Origin of the sequence: Kordia antarctica (assembly GCF_009901525.1) — a bacterium.
Taxonomy (GTDB): domain Bacteria; phylum Bacteroidota; class Bacteroidia; order Flavobacteriales; family Flavobacteriaceae; genus Kordia; species Kordia antarctica.
In genome coordinates this window covers 2,192,020-2,210,114 of the sequence record NZ_CP019288.1, presented here as the reverse complement: position 1 = coordinate 2,210,114, position 18,095 = coordinate 2,192,020, and the positions used below count along the sequence as shown (strand labels likewise).

General features: G+C 33.1%; 15 protein-coding genes and 2 pseudogenes. 10 read left to right on the top strand and 7 right to left on the bottom strand.

Translation table 11 applies throughout. The features are described from left to right. Positions 1-89: 89 nt before the first annotated feature. The 4 genes from IMCC3317_RS08835 to IMCC3317_RS08820 all read right to left on the bottom strand — a co-directional run bounded on the left by IMCC3317_RS08835 (position 90) and on the right by IMCC3317_RS08820 (position 5,124). Entirely contained in the window at positions 90-458 is a 369-nt protein-coding gene (locus tag IMCC3317_RS08835; protein WP_160129155.1) for a cupin domain-containing protein, read from the bottom strand. Beyond that, a complete protein-coding gene (locus IMCC3317_RS08830) occupies positions 448-1,038 on the bottom strand; it encodes a hypothetical protein (RefSeq protein ID WP_160129154.1) in 591 nt (196 codons plus the stop codon). The genes IMCC3317_RS08835 and IMCC3317_RS08830 overlap by 11 nt, the downstream gene beginning before the upstream one ends. A 63-nt stretch (positions 1,039-1,101) precedes the next feature. Further along, positions 1,102-2,616 (bottom strand): helicase HerA-like domain-containing protein, encoded by a 1,515-nt coding sequence (locus tag IMCC3317_RS08825; RefSeq protein ID WP_160129153.1) that lies wholly within the window; start codon positions 2,614-2,616, stop codon positions 1,102-1,104. Positions 2,617-2,778: 162 nt separating this feature from the next. After that, positions 2,779-5,124, bottom strand: a complete 2,346-nt coding sequence (locus IMCC3317_RS08820; RefSeq protein WP_160129152.1) for a T9SS type A sorting domain-containing protein — start codon at positions 5,122-5,124, stop codon at positions 2,779-2,781. A gap of 230 nt (positions 5,125-5,354) precedes the next feature. Between IMCC3317_RS08820 and IMCC3317_RS08815 the strand changes: the two genes are divergently transcribed. After that, a complete protein-coding gene (locus IMCC3317_RS08815; RefSeq protein ID WP_160129151.1) occupies positions 5,355-5,888 on the top strand; it encodes a DUF2059 domain-containing protein in 534 nt (177 codons plus the stop codon). Positions 5,889-5,985: 97 nt separating this feature from the next. Here IMCC3317_RS08815 and IMCC3317_RS08810 read toward each other — a convergent pair whose 3' ends face one another. Then, the gene (locus IMCC3317_RS08810; protein ID WP_160129150.1) at positions 5,986-6,690 is read right to left on the bottom strand and encodes a class I SAM-dependent methyltransferase; all 705 of its coding nucleotides are present in this window, start codon (positions 6,688-6,690) and stop codon (positions 5,986-5,988) included. A 298-nt stretch (positions 6,691-6,988) separates the two neighbouring features. Here IMCC3317_RS08810 and IMCC3317_RS08805 point away from each other — a divergent pair, with 298 nt between their 5' ends. From IMCC3317_RS08805 to IMCC3317_RS08785, 5 genes are all read left to right on the top strand, one after another. Further along, on the top strand, positions 6,989-7,495 hold the full coding sequence (locus IMCC3317_RS08805; protein ID WP_160129149.1) for a YkgJ family cysteine cluster protein: 507 nt from the start codon (positions 6,989-6,991) through the stop codon (positions 7,493-7,495). Positions 7,496-7,559: 64 nt separating this feature from the next. Beyond that, a complete protein-coding gene (locus tag IMCC3317_RS08800; RefSeq protein ID WP_160129148.1) occupies positions 7,560-8,411 on the top strand; it encodes a sterol desaturase family protein in 852 nt (283 codons plus the stop codon). An 89-nt stretch (positions 8,412-8,500) separates the two neighbouring features. Further along, positions 8,501-9,307 carry a glycerophosphodiester phosphodiesterase family protein gene (locus IMCC3317_RS08795; protein WP_160129147.1) on the top strand — a complete coding sequence of 269 codons (807 nt, stop codon included), beginning with the start codon at positions 8,501-8,503 and terminating at the stop codon, positions 9,305-9,307. Beyond that, positions 9,304-10,545, top strand: a complete 1,242-nt coding sequence (locus tag IMCC3317_RS08790; RefSeq protein ID WP_228055009.1) for a glycosyltransferase — start codon at positions 9,304-9,306, stop codon at positions 10,543-10,545. Before IMCC3317_RS08795 ends, IMCC3317_RS08790 begins: the two co-directional genes overlap by 4 nt. A 215-nt stretch (positions 10,546-10,760) precedes the next feature. Then, complete coding sequence (locus IMCC3317_RS08785; RefSeq protein ID WP_160129145.1) at positions 10,761-10,934, top strand: hypothetical protein; 174 nt, start codon at positions 10,761-10,763, stop codon at positions 10,932-10,934. Between the two features lie 96 nt (positions 10,935-11,030). Here the strand turns inward: IMCC3317_RS08785 and IMCC3317_RS08780 are convergent. After that, a pseudogene (locus IMCC3317_RS08780) lies at positions 11,031-11,174 on the bottom strand (DUF1343 domain-containing protein); the annotation flags it as partial. Between the two features lie 124 nt (positions 11,175-11,298). Between IMCC3317_RS08780 and IMCC3317_RS08775 the strand changes: the two are divergent. Next, positions 11,299-12,540 (top strand): ABC transporter permease, encoded by a 1,242-nt coding sequence (locus IMCC3317_RS08775; protein ID WP_160129144.1) that lies wholly within the window; start codon positions 11,299-11,301, stop codon positions 12,538-12,540. Between the two features lie 89 nt (positions 12,541-12,629). Further along, the gene (locus IMCC3317_RS08770; RefSeq protein ID WP_160129143.1) at positions 12,630-13,991 is read left to right on the top strand and encodes a pyridoxal-phosphate dependent enzyme; all 1,362 of its coding nucleotides are present in this window, start codon (positions 12,630-12,632) and stop codon (positions 13,989-13,991) included. A gap of 66 nt (positions 13,992-14,057) precedes the next feature. Here IMCC3317_RS08770 and IMCC3317_RS08765 read toward each other — a convergent pair whose 3' ends face one another. After that, positions 14,058-14,423: a hypothetical protein gene (locus IMCC3317_RS08765; RefSeq protein WP_160129142.1), complete on the bottom strand. Its 366-nt coding sequence runs from the start codon at positions 14,421-14,423 to the stop codon at positions 14,058-14,060. 815 nt (positions 14,424-15,238) lie between these two features. Between IMCC3317_RS08765 and IMCC3317_RS08760 the strand changes: the two genes are divergently transcribed. Continuing rightward, complete coding sequence (locus tag IMCC3317_RS08760) at positions 15,239-16,372, top strand: M57 family metalloprotease (protein ID WP_160129141.1); 1,134 nt, start codon at positions 15,239-15,241, stop codon at positions 16,370-16,372. A 493-nt stretch (positions 16,373-16,865) separates the two neighbouring features. Continuing rightward, positions 16,866-18,029: pseudogene (locus tag IMCC3317_RS08755) on the top strand (IS4 family transposase). Positions 18,030-18,095 lie beyond the last annotated feature (66 nt).

The following is an 18,095-nucleotide window of genomic DNA, read 5'->3' as shown; positions in this document are numbered from 1 at the left end:
TTTTATATTGAAATACATGTACTGAGCCTAGTCGAAGTATGGGCGCAATAGAAACAAATTATTAGGTGCATTTTAAGTGATAACAGGTATTATTCTTCTCTGTTTACCAAATCCATAGCGAATGCTGGCAAACAAACGGCTAAATATTCACAAGCTTCGTCAAACGGATTGGAATATTGTACACGCGTATTTTTTTCAATTTTGATCGATTGTCCAGCTTTTAAAATAATGATTTCATCATCAATGATAAATTGTTTTTTTCCTTTGATGATATATGTAAATTCATCAAATTTAGGAGTTTGAAACGGTTCGCTCCATTTTGGCGGCGCAATCATGTGTGCAACACTTACGTCAGAATTTCCATCCGTAGCATTTCCAAAATGTTCTTCAATGAGTTTTCCATCAGTTGTTGGAACGACAAATGGTTTTTTTTGAACGTGATATTTTTTATTGGACATCTTTTGAATCGGTTTTAGGAGTTTCAGGATGTTCCCAATTGATCATAAAATATTTAATTTTTGCCGCATCAGGAATTTGAAGTGCTTCAATATTTAAGTTGATATCGTAGCGTAAATCTTCTGGCAATTCTTTTTTGTCAATCGTAAAATATTCGTTTCCATCCACCGTAACTAAAATGTTTCTGAATGTATTGTGAATGTGTTTGATTTTATAATTTTCACGAATATCCTTAAACGTACTTTTTAGCGTAAGACCTTTGTCTGTTTTAAAACGCGGATCGTGAATTTGAATCGTTTTAATCTTTTCATTTTCATCATGTTGCTGTCTTGGTGTCAACGTTAATAGTTGTTTTCCACCTTTTTCAAAGATTAAATACTTGTCGTCACCAGCTTGTACAAAATCGCCTTCGCCAATGCGTTTTACCAAAGAATCATTGGCAAAAACAGAATCTAATTGCTGTACAGTAATGTCTTGGTACAATTTTCCGATTTGATCTTTTTGAATCAAAAATGGATCTTCTTTTTTAGCACAACTTGCCAAACAAACGATACTGATACTTAGTAATAATAACTTTTTCACGCGATTTTAGTTTATGTATTTAATGTTGAAAGGATAACCTTTTTATACTTTTTTTATTGTTTACTATTTGATAAATTTCTTGAGTATTCCAAAGAAGCTTCTTATAAATGAAGCACTTGTGATCACTTTAATAATTGGATTTTGGCGTGTACTTTGTCTGCTAGAAGATCTGGAAGATTTTTCTTTTGTTTTGAATTCTTCTTCTTTTTCGTGAAGTGCCTCTGCTTTTTTAATCTTTTCGTTTAGCATTTCGTACGCACTTTCACGATCAATGTCTTCATTGTATTTCCGAACCAATTTCGAGTTATCAATTACTTCTTTCAATTCAGAAGGCGTTAATACGTCCATTCTACTCATTGGCGCGCGTAACATAGTTGCGGCTAATGGTGTTGGTCTTCCTTTTTCATCTAACGCAGAAATTAATGCTTCTCCAATACCTAAAGATGTTAAAATTTCGGCAGTATCGTAATATTCTGAATCAGGATAATTTTCTGCGGTCAACTTGATTGCTTTTCTATCTTTTGCCGTAAACGCACGCAATGCATGTTGTATTTTTAAACCTAATTGTCCCAAAACTGCTTCTGGAACATCGGTTGGATTTTGTGTTACAAAGTACAATCCGATTCCTTTGGAACGAATTAATTTTACAATGCTTTCTATTTGGTTTAATAATGCTTTGGAAGCTTCTTTAAATATTAAATGCGCTTCGTCAATAAACAATACCAATTCTGGTCGTCCGCTATCGCCTTGCTCAGGAAACGTCTCGTAAATTTCTGCTAATAAGCTTAACATAAACGTGGAGAATAATTTTGGTTTATCTTGAATATCCGTCAAACGAATAATATTGATATAACCGCGTCCGTCTTTGTCAATACGAGTCAAATCGTTTACATCAAAAGAAGTTTCGCCAAAAAATAATTCGGCACCTTGTTGTTCTAATTCTACAATTTTACGCAAAATTGCACCTGTAGAAGCGGTAGAAATTCGTCCGTATGCTTCTTGAAATTCTTGTTTTCCTTCGCCAGTTGCATATTGCAATACTTTTTTGAAATCTTTTAAATCGAGCAATGGCATTTTGTTATCATCACAATATTTAAAAACAACAGCAACAATTCCAGATTGGGTTTCACTTAAGTTTAAAATTCGAGAAAGTAATACAGGGCCAAATTCCGAAACCGTAGCGCGCAAACGCACACCATCTTGATCGGATAAGGAAAGGATTTCAATAGGAAAGTTTTTTGCTTCAAACGGAAAACCAATTTTTGCATGACGTTCGTCAATTTTTCGATGTCCAGGACTTGGTTGTGCAATTCCACTTAAATCACCTTTTAAATCCATCAATAATACAGGAATTCCTTTGTCAGATAAGTTTTCAGCTAGTATTTGTAGTGTTTTGGTTTTTCCAGTTCCTGTCGCACCAGCAATTAAACCATGTCTATTTAATGTTTTTAAAGGAATTTTTACATATGCATCGGTCACAGTTTCGCCTTCATACATAGCTGATCCCATAATAATGTAATCACCTTTTGTTACATATCCTTTGTCAATATGATCAATAAAATTGTCCTTGCTATTCATGAATTCCAAAATTTGGTTAAAAGTAAGCGATTTTAGTGAAGTCTAAAAAAATTGCGATTAGATTTCTACTAAAGTTATTCACGGAGAAATTAGTGTAAACTAAAACATCCGCTTTTCAACAGAAAAACGGATGCTTTATTTTATAAAGAAATACTATGATTTCTAGTATTTGATAATCTTTTTAGTCACACTAGTATTTGTTTCTACATCTGTAATTTTGATGAAGTATAAACCAGCAGCTTCACTTCGCATAGAAAGCGTATTGTTTCCGTTGCTAAATGTTCCTGTTTGAATACGTTGTCCTGTAATACTACTAATTTCGTATGCTACATTCGAAAATTTACTAATTGAAACTGTGAAATCAGCTGCAGAAGGATTTGGATAGATTCGTAAATTACTTGCCAATACATTTTCGTCTACGTTTAATGCTGGATCTGTTACTTTGAATAAGTCTGTTGATACTCCTCCAAAATCTCCGTTACCATTGATTAAAATATTAGCAGCTCCATCTTCCAATCTATAAGTTCCAGCTCCGTATAAGCAGCAAATTCCATCTCCGTAAGAATCATTTAATGTAAATGTATAACAGTCACCAAATGCTGTAATAGTTACATCTGTAATTTCATCAGGTTGTGTACCGTTTGTTCCTGTTGTTGTATATGGTCCGCCACTTCCTACGACAGTTCCATTTGAACTTGCCAATATCCACGTTGTTTCACCTCCGTAACGATCAGGAGTAATGATAACTCTGACTGTTGTTGTTGCAAAGCTAACAGGAATAGTAAAGTTTTTTACGTTGTTATCATTTGTTGGCGATTGATCTGCGTTTCCACTTGGATTTGACACAGAAGCTGAGAATGAGTGTGCTCCAGCACCAGAAACCGCAATTGCAGCTAATGGAATATCTTCTGTTGCATCTTGTGCTAAACTTCCTGTCCAGTTAATGGTGGTTTGCGCGCCACTATCTAATTGATATACAATTGTTGCACTCGTTAATTGTGTACTTCCAGCATTTTTAAGACGTAATGTTGGAGTGATAGTTGCATCACATAAATCAGTTGGAATATTTAAAACAGAAATACCTGCATCAAAATTAAAGGTTTGAGTTGGTGGAAATTGTTGTAATGTAATTGGATTTGTTCCTGCTGGATCTAACCAGAATTTTAATTGCGCAGAATTTGTAGCACTAAAATCCCAAGAAACGCCAAAACGTCCATAAATATCAAAACCTCCATTGTCAGTTGTACCAGAACATGCTGCTGATCCACCAGATAAATCTCCAATAATTAATCCATCTTGATCAAATAAAGGCGAACCAGATGATCCAGGTTCTGTAACTCCTAAATCCCAGTCAGCAATTCGCCAAACTTCTGTTGTTGGATTTCCGTTGAATGATGTTGTAAATCGTGTTGCGCCTTGAAAATCGACACATACTTTTTGAATGTCTCCACTTGGATGATGAACTCCAACATTTAAAGAAGGAACAGCTGATGTAGAACGATTCCAACCTGCCCAAACTACATCTGGACTTGCTGCAAAGAAAGCTGCATCTGTAATTTCAACCAATGCCATATCTGACTCAGAGTTAGATGCTCTTAAAATAGCGCCACTTGCTGTTTGAATAAAAGAATTATCTACACTTGGAGCATTTGTAGCGCAATCTGCTACAGTTTCATCACTTGCCCAGTTAAAACGAAATGCCCAACCTGCAACCGAACCACCTAAACAGTGATTTGCTGTTAAGAAATAAGGTGTTCCGTCATTATTTGTATTATTTACTAAAGCTCCTGTACAATTACCACTTCCGCCGACAACAATCATTCCAACAGATTTTTTTACATCATTTTTAATATCGTTCGCTGTAGAAGAAGTTGCTGTAATGTCGCAGTTTACATCTACATTACAAGCTCCTGAATCGTTTAATGCTTCAGGATTGTTAGCATTTGTGTCCGGATAATTTAATGTTCTGTATCCGTGAATAACGTTTCCAATATTTAATCGTGCTTGTCCGCTTACTTTTTTTGGCTCAAAATATTCAATCCAAATACTTTTTCCGTCTACCATCCAAGTTCCTAAAATTTCTTCAGGATTGTTGTGTTGATGTGTAAATACATTTAAAATTTGAGAACGATCATCATTATATATGTATACTTTTCCTCCGACAGGAATATGGTAACGATCAAAAATTAAGTTCATTGTTAATGCGCCAGGAGAAACGAAGTTGATTCTCCAAATACGATCACCATTTGGTAATGTATGCCATTTTCCTGCATTATCTAAACCATAATCTACAAAATGATCAAATCCAAATCGCCAAGGAATTGATTTATTTAAATCATTAACAGCATCTTCAGCCTGTAAAGGAGCCAAATTTGGTTTTTCAAATTCAATTGGAGCTACTTTTTCAATCGTAGCGATGTTCCAACTTTCAGGAACAGGACGTTGTGAGTTTTGAGCTGTTGCCTGAAAGATAAAGGCAAGCAGAAGAATTAAAGTAAAGTTTTTCATAGTAAAATGGTTGTGGTTGTTGATTATGATAGTAATTTTTATGGAAAATTAATGAAAAAATAACATTTATACTCGTTTTTTTTAAATTTGTCTAAGTTATTGTTTAATTTCTTACTTAATTTTTAGCATTTTAACACATTAAAGTATAAAACAGTATTTTTACTTTGCTTTTTGGAATAGTATTTGAAAAGAGGTATTCTTGTAAAGCCTACCAGTTTTATTTTATAACTATGAAGAATTTATTGATTGCCGTATTATTTTTAGTTTGTACACAAATTTCTTTTGCACAAACAGATCCGTATGTAGAAACTGTAAAACAGTATTTAACGATTAACGGAACACAAGAACAATACGAAGGTGCTATTGATGCAATGTTTACAATGTTGAAGAAACACTTTAAAGACGCTAAAGTTTCGGAAGCAGATTGGAGCGAATTGCAAAGCGATAAAAAGAAGCAAGTAGAAGATGTAAAATCAATTTTGGTTTCTGCCTACAAAGCATATTTTACATTGAACGACATTAAAAATATGACTGTTTTTTATGAATCTGCGGCAGCAAAACAAATGAAAAAAGATGCTTCTAAGTTAACAAACGTACAACGACAACAAATCGGGAATTTTTACGATTCAGAAACTGGTCAAAAAATGATTGCAAGCAAAGATGGATTGGCAAAAATTGAAGGTGAAATTTCCATGCAATGGAGTGGCGAATTGTACAAAAGTGTCCTTAATAAATTACTAGAAAAAGGCTATAGTTTGAATTAGCATTTCGACTTCGCTTCGAGTGCCTCAGCGAACTCTAATTTAGAAATTATTTTAACCAAAATAGAAAAGTTCACTGAGGCTCTCGAAGTGAACTTTTCTATTTATATAACTTCGCTAAATAATCATAATGTTCGCCTTCAAGGATGAGTTCGCATTTTAAACCGCTTGCATGTGCGGCGTTTTGTAGTGTGTTATAATCAATATACAACCAGTTAAAAGGTTCTTCATGTTCGCCTTTGTAGCTTACATTATATAGTAATTCTCCGTAATAATCGTTTTCAGAAGGAATCCATTTTCCGCCATCTTCATCTTCATCAAACATATAAATGATATCGGAAGAATCTACTAAGATTTGTCCATTGTCAGTTAGTATTGTTTTAAGATGATTCAAAAAGTTACCAATCCGATTTAGTTTTCCGCACATTCCTGCGCCATTCATTAATAGAAGAATCGTGTCAAACTGACCTGTAAATTCCATGACATCAATTTGTTCAGCATTTGTAATTCCTCTAAGTTTGCAAGCTTCAATTGCAGCTCCGGAAACATCAATTGCAGTAACTTCTAAATTGCGTTCATTTTGTAAATATAAACTGTGACTTCCTGCGCCGCAACCGACATCTAAAACGTTGCCTTTGGATAATTTGAGTGCTGTTTGTTCTAGTTTGGGCATTTCGCCATATGACCGAAATAAATACGGAATTGGCAATGCATCTTCTTCAGAAATAGACGTTGAGGTTACGATATCTTCTGTGTAATTTCCTTGTTGATAATCTAAAATTGCTTTCCCGAATAAATCCTTCATCTGTTTCTAAAAATAGATCGCAAAAATACATCAAGTAATTGAACTTTGTCGAAAAGGCATAAAAAAAGCAACGCATCCTACAAAAGTATTCCGCGTTGCTCTTGTTAACTATAACCTAAATAATTAACCTAAATTCCTAAAATCCCCCAACTTTAGAAACCTAGCATTCTCATTTTTTCACATCTGAAAATAAGTGTATGTTTTTCTGATGTTATACAAGTAAGTACTCTTTTAAATGTTTTGTTACCCAACAAATCAAAAAATTATCATGTATTTTTGTCAGCAAACGAAATCACACATGCAGGATTTTATCAATGAGCTTCCAAAACTGGCGAAAGATGCAGAAAAAGAGAACCTAAAATTCTTCGCGAAGCTGAAAAAAAGAACACCTAAAAACTTAGATTATATCATGCAGGAATTGCATGAAGAAGAGTTTGAAAAAACGGATTGTTTGGATTGTGGAAATTGCTGCAAAACGACAAGTCCGATCTTTACAAACGCTGATATTGCTCGAATTTCCAAGCATTTTAAAATGAAAGAGTATCAATTTATCAGTCAATTTTTATTTTTTGATGAAGATAATCATCATGTATTACAAACTGCGCCGTGTCACTTTTTAGGAGCCGACAATGAATGTATGATTTACGATATTCGCCCAAAAGCATGTAGAGAATATCCGCATACCAATCGAAAAAAATTCCACAAGATTTCTGAAATTACCATGAATAATATTTCCATTTGTCCTGCAACGTATAACATTATGGAAAAATTAAAAAGTGTACTTGAGGAAAAAGCAAAACGATAGTTTTTTATACTTTTCAGAAAAACGTATCTTTATAACTTTGTAAAACCCATCACATCTTACTATTTTGGAAACTATTTTATCATATTTTGAATCGATTCCTTCTTCACACAGAAGTGTTATTTTAGTTGGCGGAATCGCCTTTTTTTGGCTCATTGAATATATGATTCCTTTAGTTCGATTCAATTATAAAAAAATACATCACGCAGGTATTAATATCTTTTTTACGTTGACGACGATTGTTGTCAATTTTTTATTGGCGTTTTTACTTTTTAAAGCTTCAGAATGGACGATAGCTAATAAATTTGGGCTTTTACAATGGATTGACCTTCAATTTCCAGACTTGTCAGCTTGGTGGTTTGTATTAATTGGCGTTGCTTTATTAGACTTTTTTGGCGCTTGGTTGGCACATTATGTTGAACACAAAGTTCCTGTATTTTGGCGCTTTCACTTAGTACATCACACAGACACACATGTAGATACAACAACTGCAAATAGACATCATCCAGGCGAAAGTGTCATCCGATTTGTTTTCACGCTAATTGGTGTACTCATTGTTGGTGCGCCAGTTGCAATTATTATGTTGTATCAATCAATTTCAGTGGTTTTATCGCAGTTTAATCATGCAAATATTGTATTGCCAAAAAGTGTTGATACGTGGATTAGCTACGTAATTGTTTCGCCAAATATGCATAAAGTACATCATCATCATCAGTTGCCATATACAGATACAAACTATGGAAATATCTTTTCAATTTGGGATCATATTTTTAGAACATTCGCTGTAAAAGATCCAAAAACATTAGTTTATGGTGTTGATACGTATCCAGATGCAACTGAAAATGCCAACTTAAAAAGTTTACTCAAAATTCCTTTCAACAAATATCGTCCGCCAACAACATTCAATGCTGATGAATAATTTTTCCATGAAATTTTCAAACACAATTTTTCAACTCGTAGCATTCTTTTTCTTGTGTTGGATGCTCGCCTCAAGCACATCATAAGAAAATGACAGAAATTCAAGGACATCGCGGTTGCAGAGGTTTATTACCTGAAAATTCAATCATAGGATTTGAAAAAGCGATTGATTTAGGCGTTCACACTTTAGAAATGGATATTGCTGTTTCTAAAGATCAAAAAGTAGTCGTTTCTCATGAACCGTTTATGAATCATGAAATTGTTTTAGACCTTCAAGGAAATTCAATTTCCAAAAAGGATGAAGAAAAGTATAATCTCTATCAAATGAATTACGACAGCATTCGTCAATACGATTGTGGATCAAAAAAGAATTCAAAATTTCCTTTACAAAAAAATATAAAAGTTGTCAAACCTTTGTTGTCAGAAGTGATTGCGATGGCAGAAGCACGATCTAACAAACAGATTAAATACAATATTGAATTCAAAAGTGAGCCTGCATACGACGGAATTTATACACCAAATGTTTCTCAATTTGTTCGTTTGGTAGTAGAAGTTTTAAAGGATAATGAGTTGGGAATGCGCGTGAATTTACAAGCTTTTGATATTCGCATATTGGAAGAAATTAAAAAACAAGCACCTAAAATTCGCATTGCTTTGTTGGTAAACAAACACGAAACTATTGCTGAAAAATTACAACAACTCAGTTTTAAACCTCAAATAATAAGTCCATACTATAAACTACTCAACGAAGAAAACACCAAAGAATATCAAGAATGTGGGTTTCGCATCATACCTTGGACGGTAAACTCAGAAAAGGAGATGCAATATTTACTTGATATTGGCGTGGACGCAATTGTCACGGATTATCCTAATATGTTGAAATCTTTATGTATATGAAACAACAACACGTTTTAGTGATTGGGTATGTGTGGCCAGAACCAAATTCTTCTGCGGCAGGAACACGTATGTTGCAATTATTACAGCTCTTTCGAGCGAATGATTGGAAAGTCACGTTTGCATGTCCAGCCGCAAAAAGTGAATTTGCTTTTGACTTGCGTCAGCTAGATATTGCTACGAAAACTATTAAGATTAACGATTCAAGCTTTGATAAATACATTAAAAAACTCAATCCGTCTATTGTACTGTTTGATCGTTTTATGATGGAAGAACAATTTGGTTGGCGTGTTTCTGAAAATTGCCCAAATGCCTTGCGAATTTTAGACACAGAAGATTTACACAGTTTGCGAAAAGCGCGGCATCAAGCATTAAAAGATGGAAACGTTTTTCATATTGATATGCTAAAAAACTATCAATTGGCGCAACGTGAAATTGCAAGTATTTTACGTTGTGACATTTCGTTATTGATTTCGGAAGTTGAACTTGATATTTTAGTGAACGATTTCAAGATTGATGCTTCATTATTGTTATACATTCCGTTTATGCTTGAAGCAGTTTCAAAACAAGAAATAGATACATTACCAAGTTTTGAAGAACGGCATCATTTTGTGACAATCGGAAACTTTTTGCATGCGCCAAATCGTGATATGGTGTTGTATTTAAAAACCAAAATTTGGCCAATCTTACGGAAAAAATTACCCAAAATAGAAATGCACGTATATGGTTCGTATGCAAAGGAAAATAGTTTGCAGTTGAATCAGCCGAAAGAAAAATTTTATGTCAAAGGTCGCGCAGAAAGTGCTTCTGAAGTGATTTCGAATGCTCGAATTTTATTGGCTCCAATTCGTTTTGGCGCAGGATTGAAAGGGAAACTGATTGATGGAATGCAAAACGGAACGCCTTGTGTAACCACAAAAATTGGCGCAGAAGGAATGCATGGAAATCTACCTTGGAACGGAATTGTTTCAGACGATATAGAAACCTTCGTCAACGAAGCTGTGGAATTATACACAAACAAAAGGCATTGGTTACAATCACAAAAAAATGGTTTTGAAATTCTCGCAAAACGTTATCAAAAAGAAATATTTCAGCGGCAGCTTTTAGAAAAAATTCAGATCACAATCAAAAATTTAGAAACGCACCGAACACAAAATTTTATGGGAAGTTTGTTGCGATTGCACACTGCAAATAGTACAAAGTATATGTCAATGTGGATTGAAGCTAAGAATAAAGTTTAGTTGTGAGTTGTGAGTTGTTGGTTGTTGGTTGTTGGTTGTTGGTTGTTGGTTGTTGGTTGTTGGTTTTGAGTTTTTCAATCACTAAATCGATCAATAAGTTGAGTATAAAAATGTTAAATATAAGTTAACAAAGGTTTTACCGTAGCTAAATATATGATTTATATATTACTTTAATTGTAAGATTAGTTTTATTAACCATTTAAAAAATCAAAGCTATGTTAAAGAACATTTTAGAAGTAAAAGGTGCAGAAGAGTTAAGTAAAAAAACTCAAAGTCAAATTAATGGAGGTGGAGGAGAATCATGTTGGGATGTTTGTCCTAGGCAAGCAGCGGCAATCTGTGATCCAAATACCGTAGGGATTTACGAATGTGATTGTAACTGTCCATAAGATATATTTGTTATCGAAAAAGAAGCTAAAAGCGAGGAGAAATCTTCGCTTTTTTTAGTTTTTAGAAGTTTCTGAGTCTTTCAATTCTTCAATCATTTAATTGTAAATTAAACACTTACTTTTTGTTTTACTGAAATCTTCTAAACCTTTTTGCCAAGTTGCTTTAATTTCCGATTCCGATAATCCTGCTTCAATTTGTTGTTGAAATTTGTCAGTTCCTGCGAGTTTTGAAAAGAACTTGTCTTTATTGAAAAAAGGAGTTTCAGGTGTGTTTGTTGTTAATTAGATTGACATCTTGAGAAAAATCCAATTAATAACAACAATAAAAATGTATTTTTGAGAAATCTATAAACCATTCTTTAATTTGAATTACGAGTTTTTTATTGCCAAACGTATTATTAAGGCTAAACAGTATAAAAGTAGTGTCTCAGCAACAATAATTAAAATTGCAATTGCAGCAATTGCTATTGGTATTGTGATGATGATGGTTGCGATTGCTACGGGAATGGGATTGCAAAAAACGATCCAAGAAAAAGTTGCTGCGTTTAACGGACATATTCAAATCTCCAATTTTGATAATAACGATTCAGAAGTTTCGTTGACGCCTTTGGATTCCAATCAAGAGTTTTACCCAGATTTTACGCAGGTTTCAGGCATTAAACATATTCAAGCAGTTGCTATAAAAGCAGGAATTATTCGCACAGAAAAAACATTTGAAGGTGTGTTGGCAAAAGGTGTTGGAACCGATTATAATTGGGAAGCTTTTACTGATTTTTTGAAAGAAGGACGATTTCCAAACGTTTCTGACAAACGTGAAAATAGAGAAGTTTTAATCTCAGCATATTTGGCAAGACGCTTAGAGTTGAAACTTGGCGACACGTTTAAATCTTTATTTCTGAAAGAAAATACAAATGAAATTCCGAACGAACGAACGTTTGAGATTGTTGGAATTTATGATTCTGGTTTTCAGAAGTTTGACGCCAATGTGATGTTGGTTGATATTCGACACATTCGGCGAATGAATAAGTGGAAAGCTGGCGAAATAGGAAACTTTGAAGTTTTTCTGGATAGTTTTGACGAGATTCAACTAAAGGATGAAGAAATTTATCATGTGATTCCTCCAAATTTAGATACACAAAGCGTGATTAGTAAATTTCCGTTTATTTTTGAATGGATTTCACTGTTTGATGTCAATATATTTCTCATTATTGGAATTATTATTATTGTTGGAGGAATTAATATGATTACCGCACTTTTGGTATTGATTTTAGATAGAACGCCCATGATTGGAATTTTAAAATCGCTTGGAAGTAGCAATTGGAGTATTCGAAAAATATTTTTGTACAACGCTGCATATTTGATTGGAATTGGATTGCTTTGGGGAAATCTTATTGGAATCGCTTTTATTTGGATACAACGTAGTTTTGGATTGCTAAAATTTCCGAATCCTGAGCAATATCATACCGCCATTATTCCAACACATATAGAGGTTTGGCATATTTTGGCGCTCAATATTGGAACGTTGGTATTGTGCGTTTTAATGTTGTTGATTCCTTCGTATATCATCACCAAAATCACGCCTGTAAAAGCAATTAAATTTCAGTAAAATCAACACGCTACTATTAACAAGACTTTGAAGATTGTATACTATAAAATAAATAGAACTTTGTATCTTTGTCGCTTCAAAACAAAAGAATGGACTACGCAGAAAATATATTAGGAACTATTGGAAATACGCCAATGGTCAAAATGAATGCTTTAGTGAAAGATGTTGATGCTTTGGTATTGGCAAAATACGAAACATTTAATCCAGGAAATTCTGTAAAGGATAGAATGGCGTTAATGATGATTGAAGATGCAGAAGCTGATGGACGTTTGCAGCCTGGCGGAACTATTATTGAAGGTACTTCTGGAAACACGGGAATGGGATTAGCCTTAGCTGCTATTATTAAAGGATATAAGCTTATTTGTGTAATGGCAGACAAGCAATCGAAAGAAAAGATAGATATTTTACGTGCTGTTGGAGCAGAAGTTGTGGTTTGCCCGACTGCTGTTGAGCCAGATGATCCACGTTCGTATTACTCAGTTTCAAAGCGTTTGGGAGAAGAAACTCCAAATTCTTGGTATGTAAACCAATATGATAATCCGAGTAACGCAAAAGCACATTACGAAAGTACAGGTCCAGAAATTTGGAAGCAAACCGACGGAAAAGTTACGCACTTTATTGTTGGTGTTGGAACTGGCGGAACGATTTCAGGCGTTGGAAAATACTTGAAAGAACAAAATCCGAATGTTAAAATTTGGGGCGTTGATACCTATGGTTCTGTGTTTAAGAAATATCATGAAACAGGTATTTTTGATGAAAACGAAATCTATTCGTACATCACGGAAGGAATTGGAGAAGATATTTTACCAAAAAATGTAAACTTTGATATTATTGATGGATTTACGAAAGTAACCGATAAAGATGCTGCGGTTTATACGCAACGTTTGGCAAAGGAAGAAGGTATGTTTTTAGGAAATTCTGCCGGATCTGCCATTAAAGGTTTGTTGCAATTAAAAGAACATTTTACAAAAGACGATGTAGTGGTAGTATTATTTCACGATCATGGAAGTAGATATGTTGGAAAGATGTTTAATGACGATTGGATGCGCGAACGCGGATTTCTAGATGTAGAAATATCTTCGGCTGCCGATTTGATTAAAGATCATGATGATAAACCATTGGTTACTGTAAAAACAGGAGAGTTGGTTTCGCATGCAATTGAGCGTATGCGTAAATTCAAAATATCTCAAATTCCAGTTGTTGATGCTGAAGGTTTTGTAGGTTCTATTGACGAAACGGCGTTGTTTGCAAAATTTATGGAGAATAAAGATATTGCAGATATGTACATTGCTGATATTATGCAAAAACCTTTCCCAATAGTACATAAGAATACTTCTATTGATGAAATTTCTAAATTAATTACTAAAGATAATCAAGCCGTATTGGTAGATTTAGGCGACAATAAACATCATATTATTACTAAATATGATATCATTAAAGGAATCAAATAGATTTTTCATGATACCGCATAAAAAAAGTCGAATAGCAATATTCGACTTTTTTTGTTTGTATATTTTTTATAATATGGGTTCTTTATTGTTAAAGTCAGAAGCTAACTTTTTATAGCGTCTCTCTAGGTTTCTGTTGTCAATCAATATAATGATTAACACAGAAAAGAAGATAAGTATAGAATATCCTAAAATAGAATTCAAACTTCCTTTATCGGCAGTAATTCCGCCGCCTTCAGCATCATTAGCAATAGTTGGTGCTACCAATGAACTTGTATTAGTTCCTTGATCGGTTGCGATTACTGTTGCGTTAATATTTTTCTTTGTACGGTTTGTTTCAACCGTAGTATTTGCTTGTAAGGTAAAAGTAAATATGAAAAATAATAATATGGTATTTTGTATTTTCACAGCATAAATGTATAAAAAAAAACTCACAAAAATAATTTTAGCTACTGATTTTTAATAATTTATGAATTTTCAGTGCAAATTTTTTAGTTTTTATCAGCGTCTTTTGGGTATTTAATTTTCAGCTATATGTTCTATTTATAGATAAAAAACTTAAAATTCATAAATTATTATTTTTTTGATTTTTAATGATGTATAACTAGGTTTTGAAATTTAGCTAGCGTCTTTAAATATCAACAGTTTAAAGGTTTTTATTGTTTTTTTGATACTAGATTTTGTTTATTCATTATAATGAAAAAAATCATCTTCGTTTGAAAAAGTAAGTACTAATAAGAAAACAGCAAGTTAGGGGGAGAATTGTGTTTGTGAGAAATCTTTTTTTTGAAATCGAAATTTTAAAATTCTGATGATATCATTTCATATATTTAACAAAAGTAACGTCTTTTTTTTTAAAATAGTGTATTTCCATATCAGATTAACTGCAAAGAAAGGAAGATAAAGTACGTTTTCAAGATTTTCTTTGTAAGGACTGAATACCTGTGATTTCTTACGGTTGTTTGAATCTACTTTAGGTAATAAAGAAGTTTGTTTGGTCTTTTGTCCAAGTGCTGAATATTCAAAGCAATTTCGTTTCTTCAAAGTGTGGGCGTCAAAAACTACATAAAAACCGACAATACTTATATTAACTCATTCGTGCTAAAAAATCATGAGTTCATAAGGAATTTTTCTGAGATAAAACGAATCGTTTCTCATACCTTATTTATGGTATTTCCGTAAGTGATCACTTACTTGTTTTCATACCTTTAGTAAATAAATATTTTAACAATCACAAATCCTACTTAACTATGAAAAGAAAATTAACATTTGACATTATGTATGTATTGGTTGGCTTATTCCTATTTGTAAGTTGCCAACATGATACAGAAGAATTGCTTGAAGAAGAAGCAATCGCACCTATTGAACGCACAGATTTTAAACGATTAGCGTCAGACGATCATCCTGTTGTACAATTATTATATAGTAGAGGTTATGAAAAAGGCACTATTTATGAAACGAACGATCATTTCTTGGCGCCGCCAGATTTATTGTATAGTAAAGATATTAACGATTACGATTTATCTGATACTGGAAGCAATACAGAACAAGCTTTTAATACTGGGAAATTAGTATCGTTAAACAGAATGCGTATCAATGTGTTCATAGACAATTCTGTTGGAACCACTTTGACCACAGATGCTGTAAACGCTATTACTGAGTTGAATGGTATTAATAATTGTGCATTATTCTTTGTACGTGTTACCAATGCCAATCAGGCAGACATTACTATTAGAAGTGACTTTGGAGTAGAATCTTCAAACGTATTAGGACGCGCAGGATTTCCATCTAACGGACGCGTATTTAATACGGTTACGTTAAATGTAGATGCTTTAGGAGCTTTCGGCGCAACTATACGAAGAAACGTAGTTATTCATGAACTTGGACATTGCGTAGGATTCAGACACACGGATTGGAGTGCTAATGGTGAAGGTAGCGCAGTAAACATTCCTGGAACAAGTGCGAATGATACAGGTTCTATTATGTGGCATACAGCTCGCGGCGGAAATGCTTTTTCTACAGGCGATTTGGTAGCCTTTAGAGCTTTATTTCCACGTGCATTGCGTATTGATGTTGTAAATGAGTTTACTGAATACGATAATAATGAGTGGTATGTATTGGATAACGTTTTTGTTGATGTTTTTGAAGATGGAAGCTATACTACCTTATCAAATTTAAACAGAAATGTACAAGTCAATTATGAAATAGTAGTACAAGAATACAATCATACCTCTGGAACATATTCATATTATAGAAACCGTATATTAACTGCCGGAAGCAATAGATATTATATAGATGAAGAAGAAGAAGAATGCTCTGCGTATCAAGGAGAAACTTGTACGCGTGAAGATCTAGAAATTACTTACGCATTCTCAATTTTATAATTTTTAATTTACACATAAAATATTGTTTTTACATATAAAAGTCCAACAGGTTCTGTTGGGCTTTCTTGTCATAATTCTGGTAATAAATATGTGTATTAGCTTCCTTGTCTAATAGTATTGAATTTATAGGGAATATGGAAGAAAGAAAAGAAAAGAAACTTCGTGATTCATGAATTGTAAGAAAGGTTTATGCTATTTCATAAGTTGATGCACAAGTAAAAAAGAGAACCCAAGTTTGCTAAACAATCTTTTTTTGATTGGTAATTATCATAGTAGATATTGGTTGTGATTTTTTATAAGTAGTTCTTTTTTATTTCTATGAATGATGATTTAGTTGGTTTATTAAAAGATTCTGTAAAACTAATAACTCACTAGTGTCCACTAAAAAATAAAATAAGTTCTTTGAAATTACTGTAAATCTGTACTTTAAGTGTCATTTTTGAGCGTGACGATTTGAAATGATTATTATGTTCGTAGTTCAAATATTACGAATATGAATCAGGGTAAATATGTCTTTTCTCAACTGGTCGAATTTCTTCCCCAGCGCGTTTTTGATAGGTTAACTAGTAAATATTTTGGCAATAAATCTGTCAAACATTTTACTTGTTGGAACCAATTATTATGAATGGTTTTTGGACAACTTTCTGCTAGAGAAAGCTTGAGAGATTTGATAATTGTTATCGAAGCACATCAATCAAAATCCTACCATTTAGGTTTAGGTAAAAACGTAACTCGTAGCAATTTATCCAAGGCTAATGAAAATCGCAATTTCAAAATATTTGAGGAGTTTGCCAATCATTTAATATTGATTGCTCAAGATAAAAACAACAATACTCCTTTTGATATAAAAGGTAATATTTATGCCTTTGATTCATCAACGATAGACTTATGCTTAAGTGTTTTTTGTTGGGCTCATTTTCGTAAAACCAAAGCTGGAATAAAATTGCACACATTATTTAATGTTAACTCTCAAATCCCCGTATTTATTCATATTACAGAAGCAAATGTTCACGACATTAATGCCATGGATGTTATAGATTATGAACCGTTTGCTTATTACATTTTTGACCGTGCTTATGTTGATTATGAACGCCTTTTTCGTATCGAAAAAGCTAAAGCCTACTTTGTAGTTAGGGCAAAATCTAATGTAAAATTCAAAAGAATGTATTCTCAAAAAGTAGATAAAACAACAGGAATTAAATATGACCAAATAGGTAAAATAGACGGTTTTTACACCTCGAAAGATTATCCTAAGAAGATACGAAAAGTCAAGTTTTTAGATAGTGAAAATAAAAAAATGCTAACTTTTTTGACAAATAATTTTGAACTACCATCTCAAGATATTGCATTACTTTACAAACAAAGATGGAAAGTAGAATTGTTTTTTAAATGGATAAAACAACACCTAAAAGTTAAAACTTTTTGGGGAACATCGGAAAACGCTGTTCGTTTCCAAATTAATGTAGCAATCATAACTTACTGTTTAGTTTCTATAATCGCAAAAGATTTAAAAATTAATCGTTCAAACTACGAAATTCTACAAATTTTATCTGCATCACTACTAGATAAAGTGCCTGTAAATGAATTACTTATGAAATCAGATTGCAATAATGTCAATGAAAATAATACTAACCAACTGGTTTTCAGCTTATTTTAAGTGGACACTAGTGCTAATAACTATCAAAAAAATGCTACACTAAATTTTTAGATTATTTGATTGAGA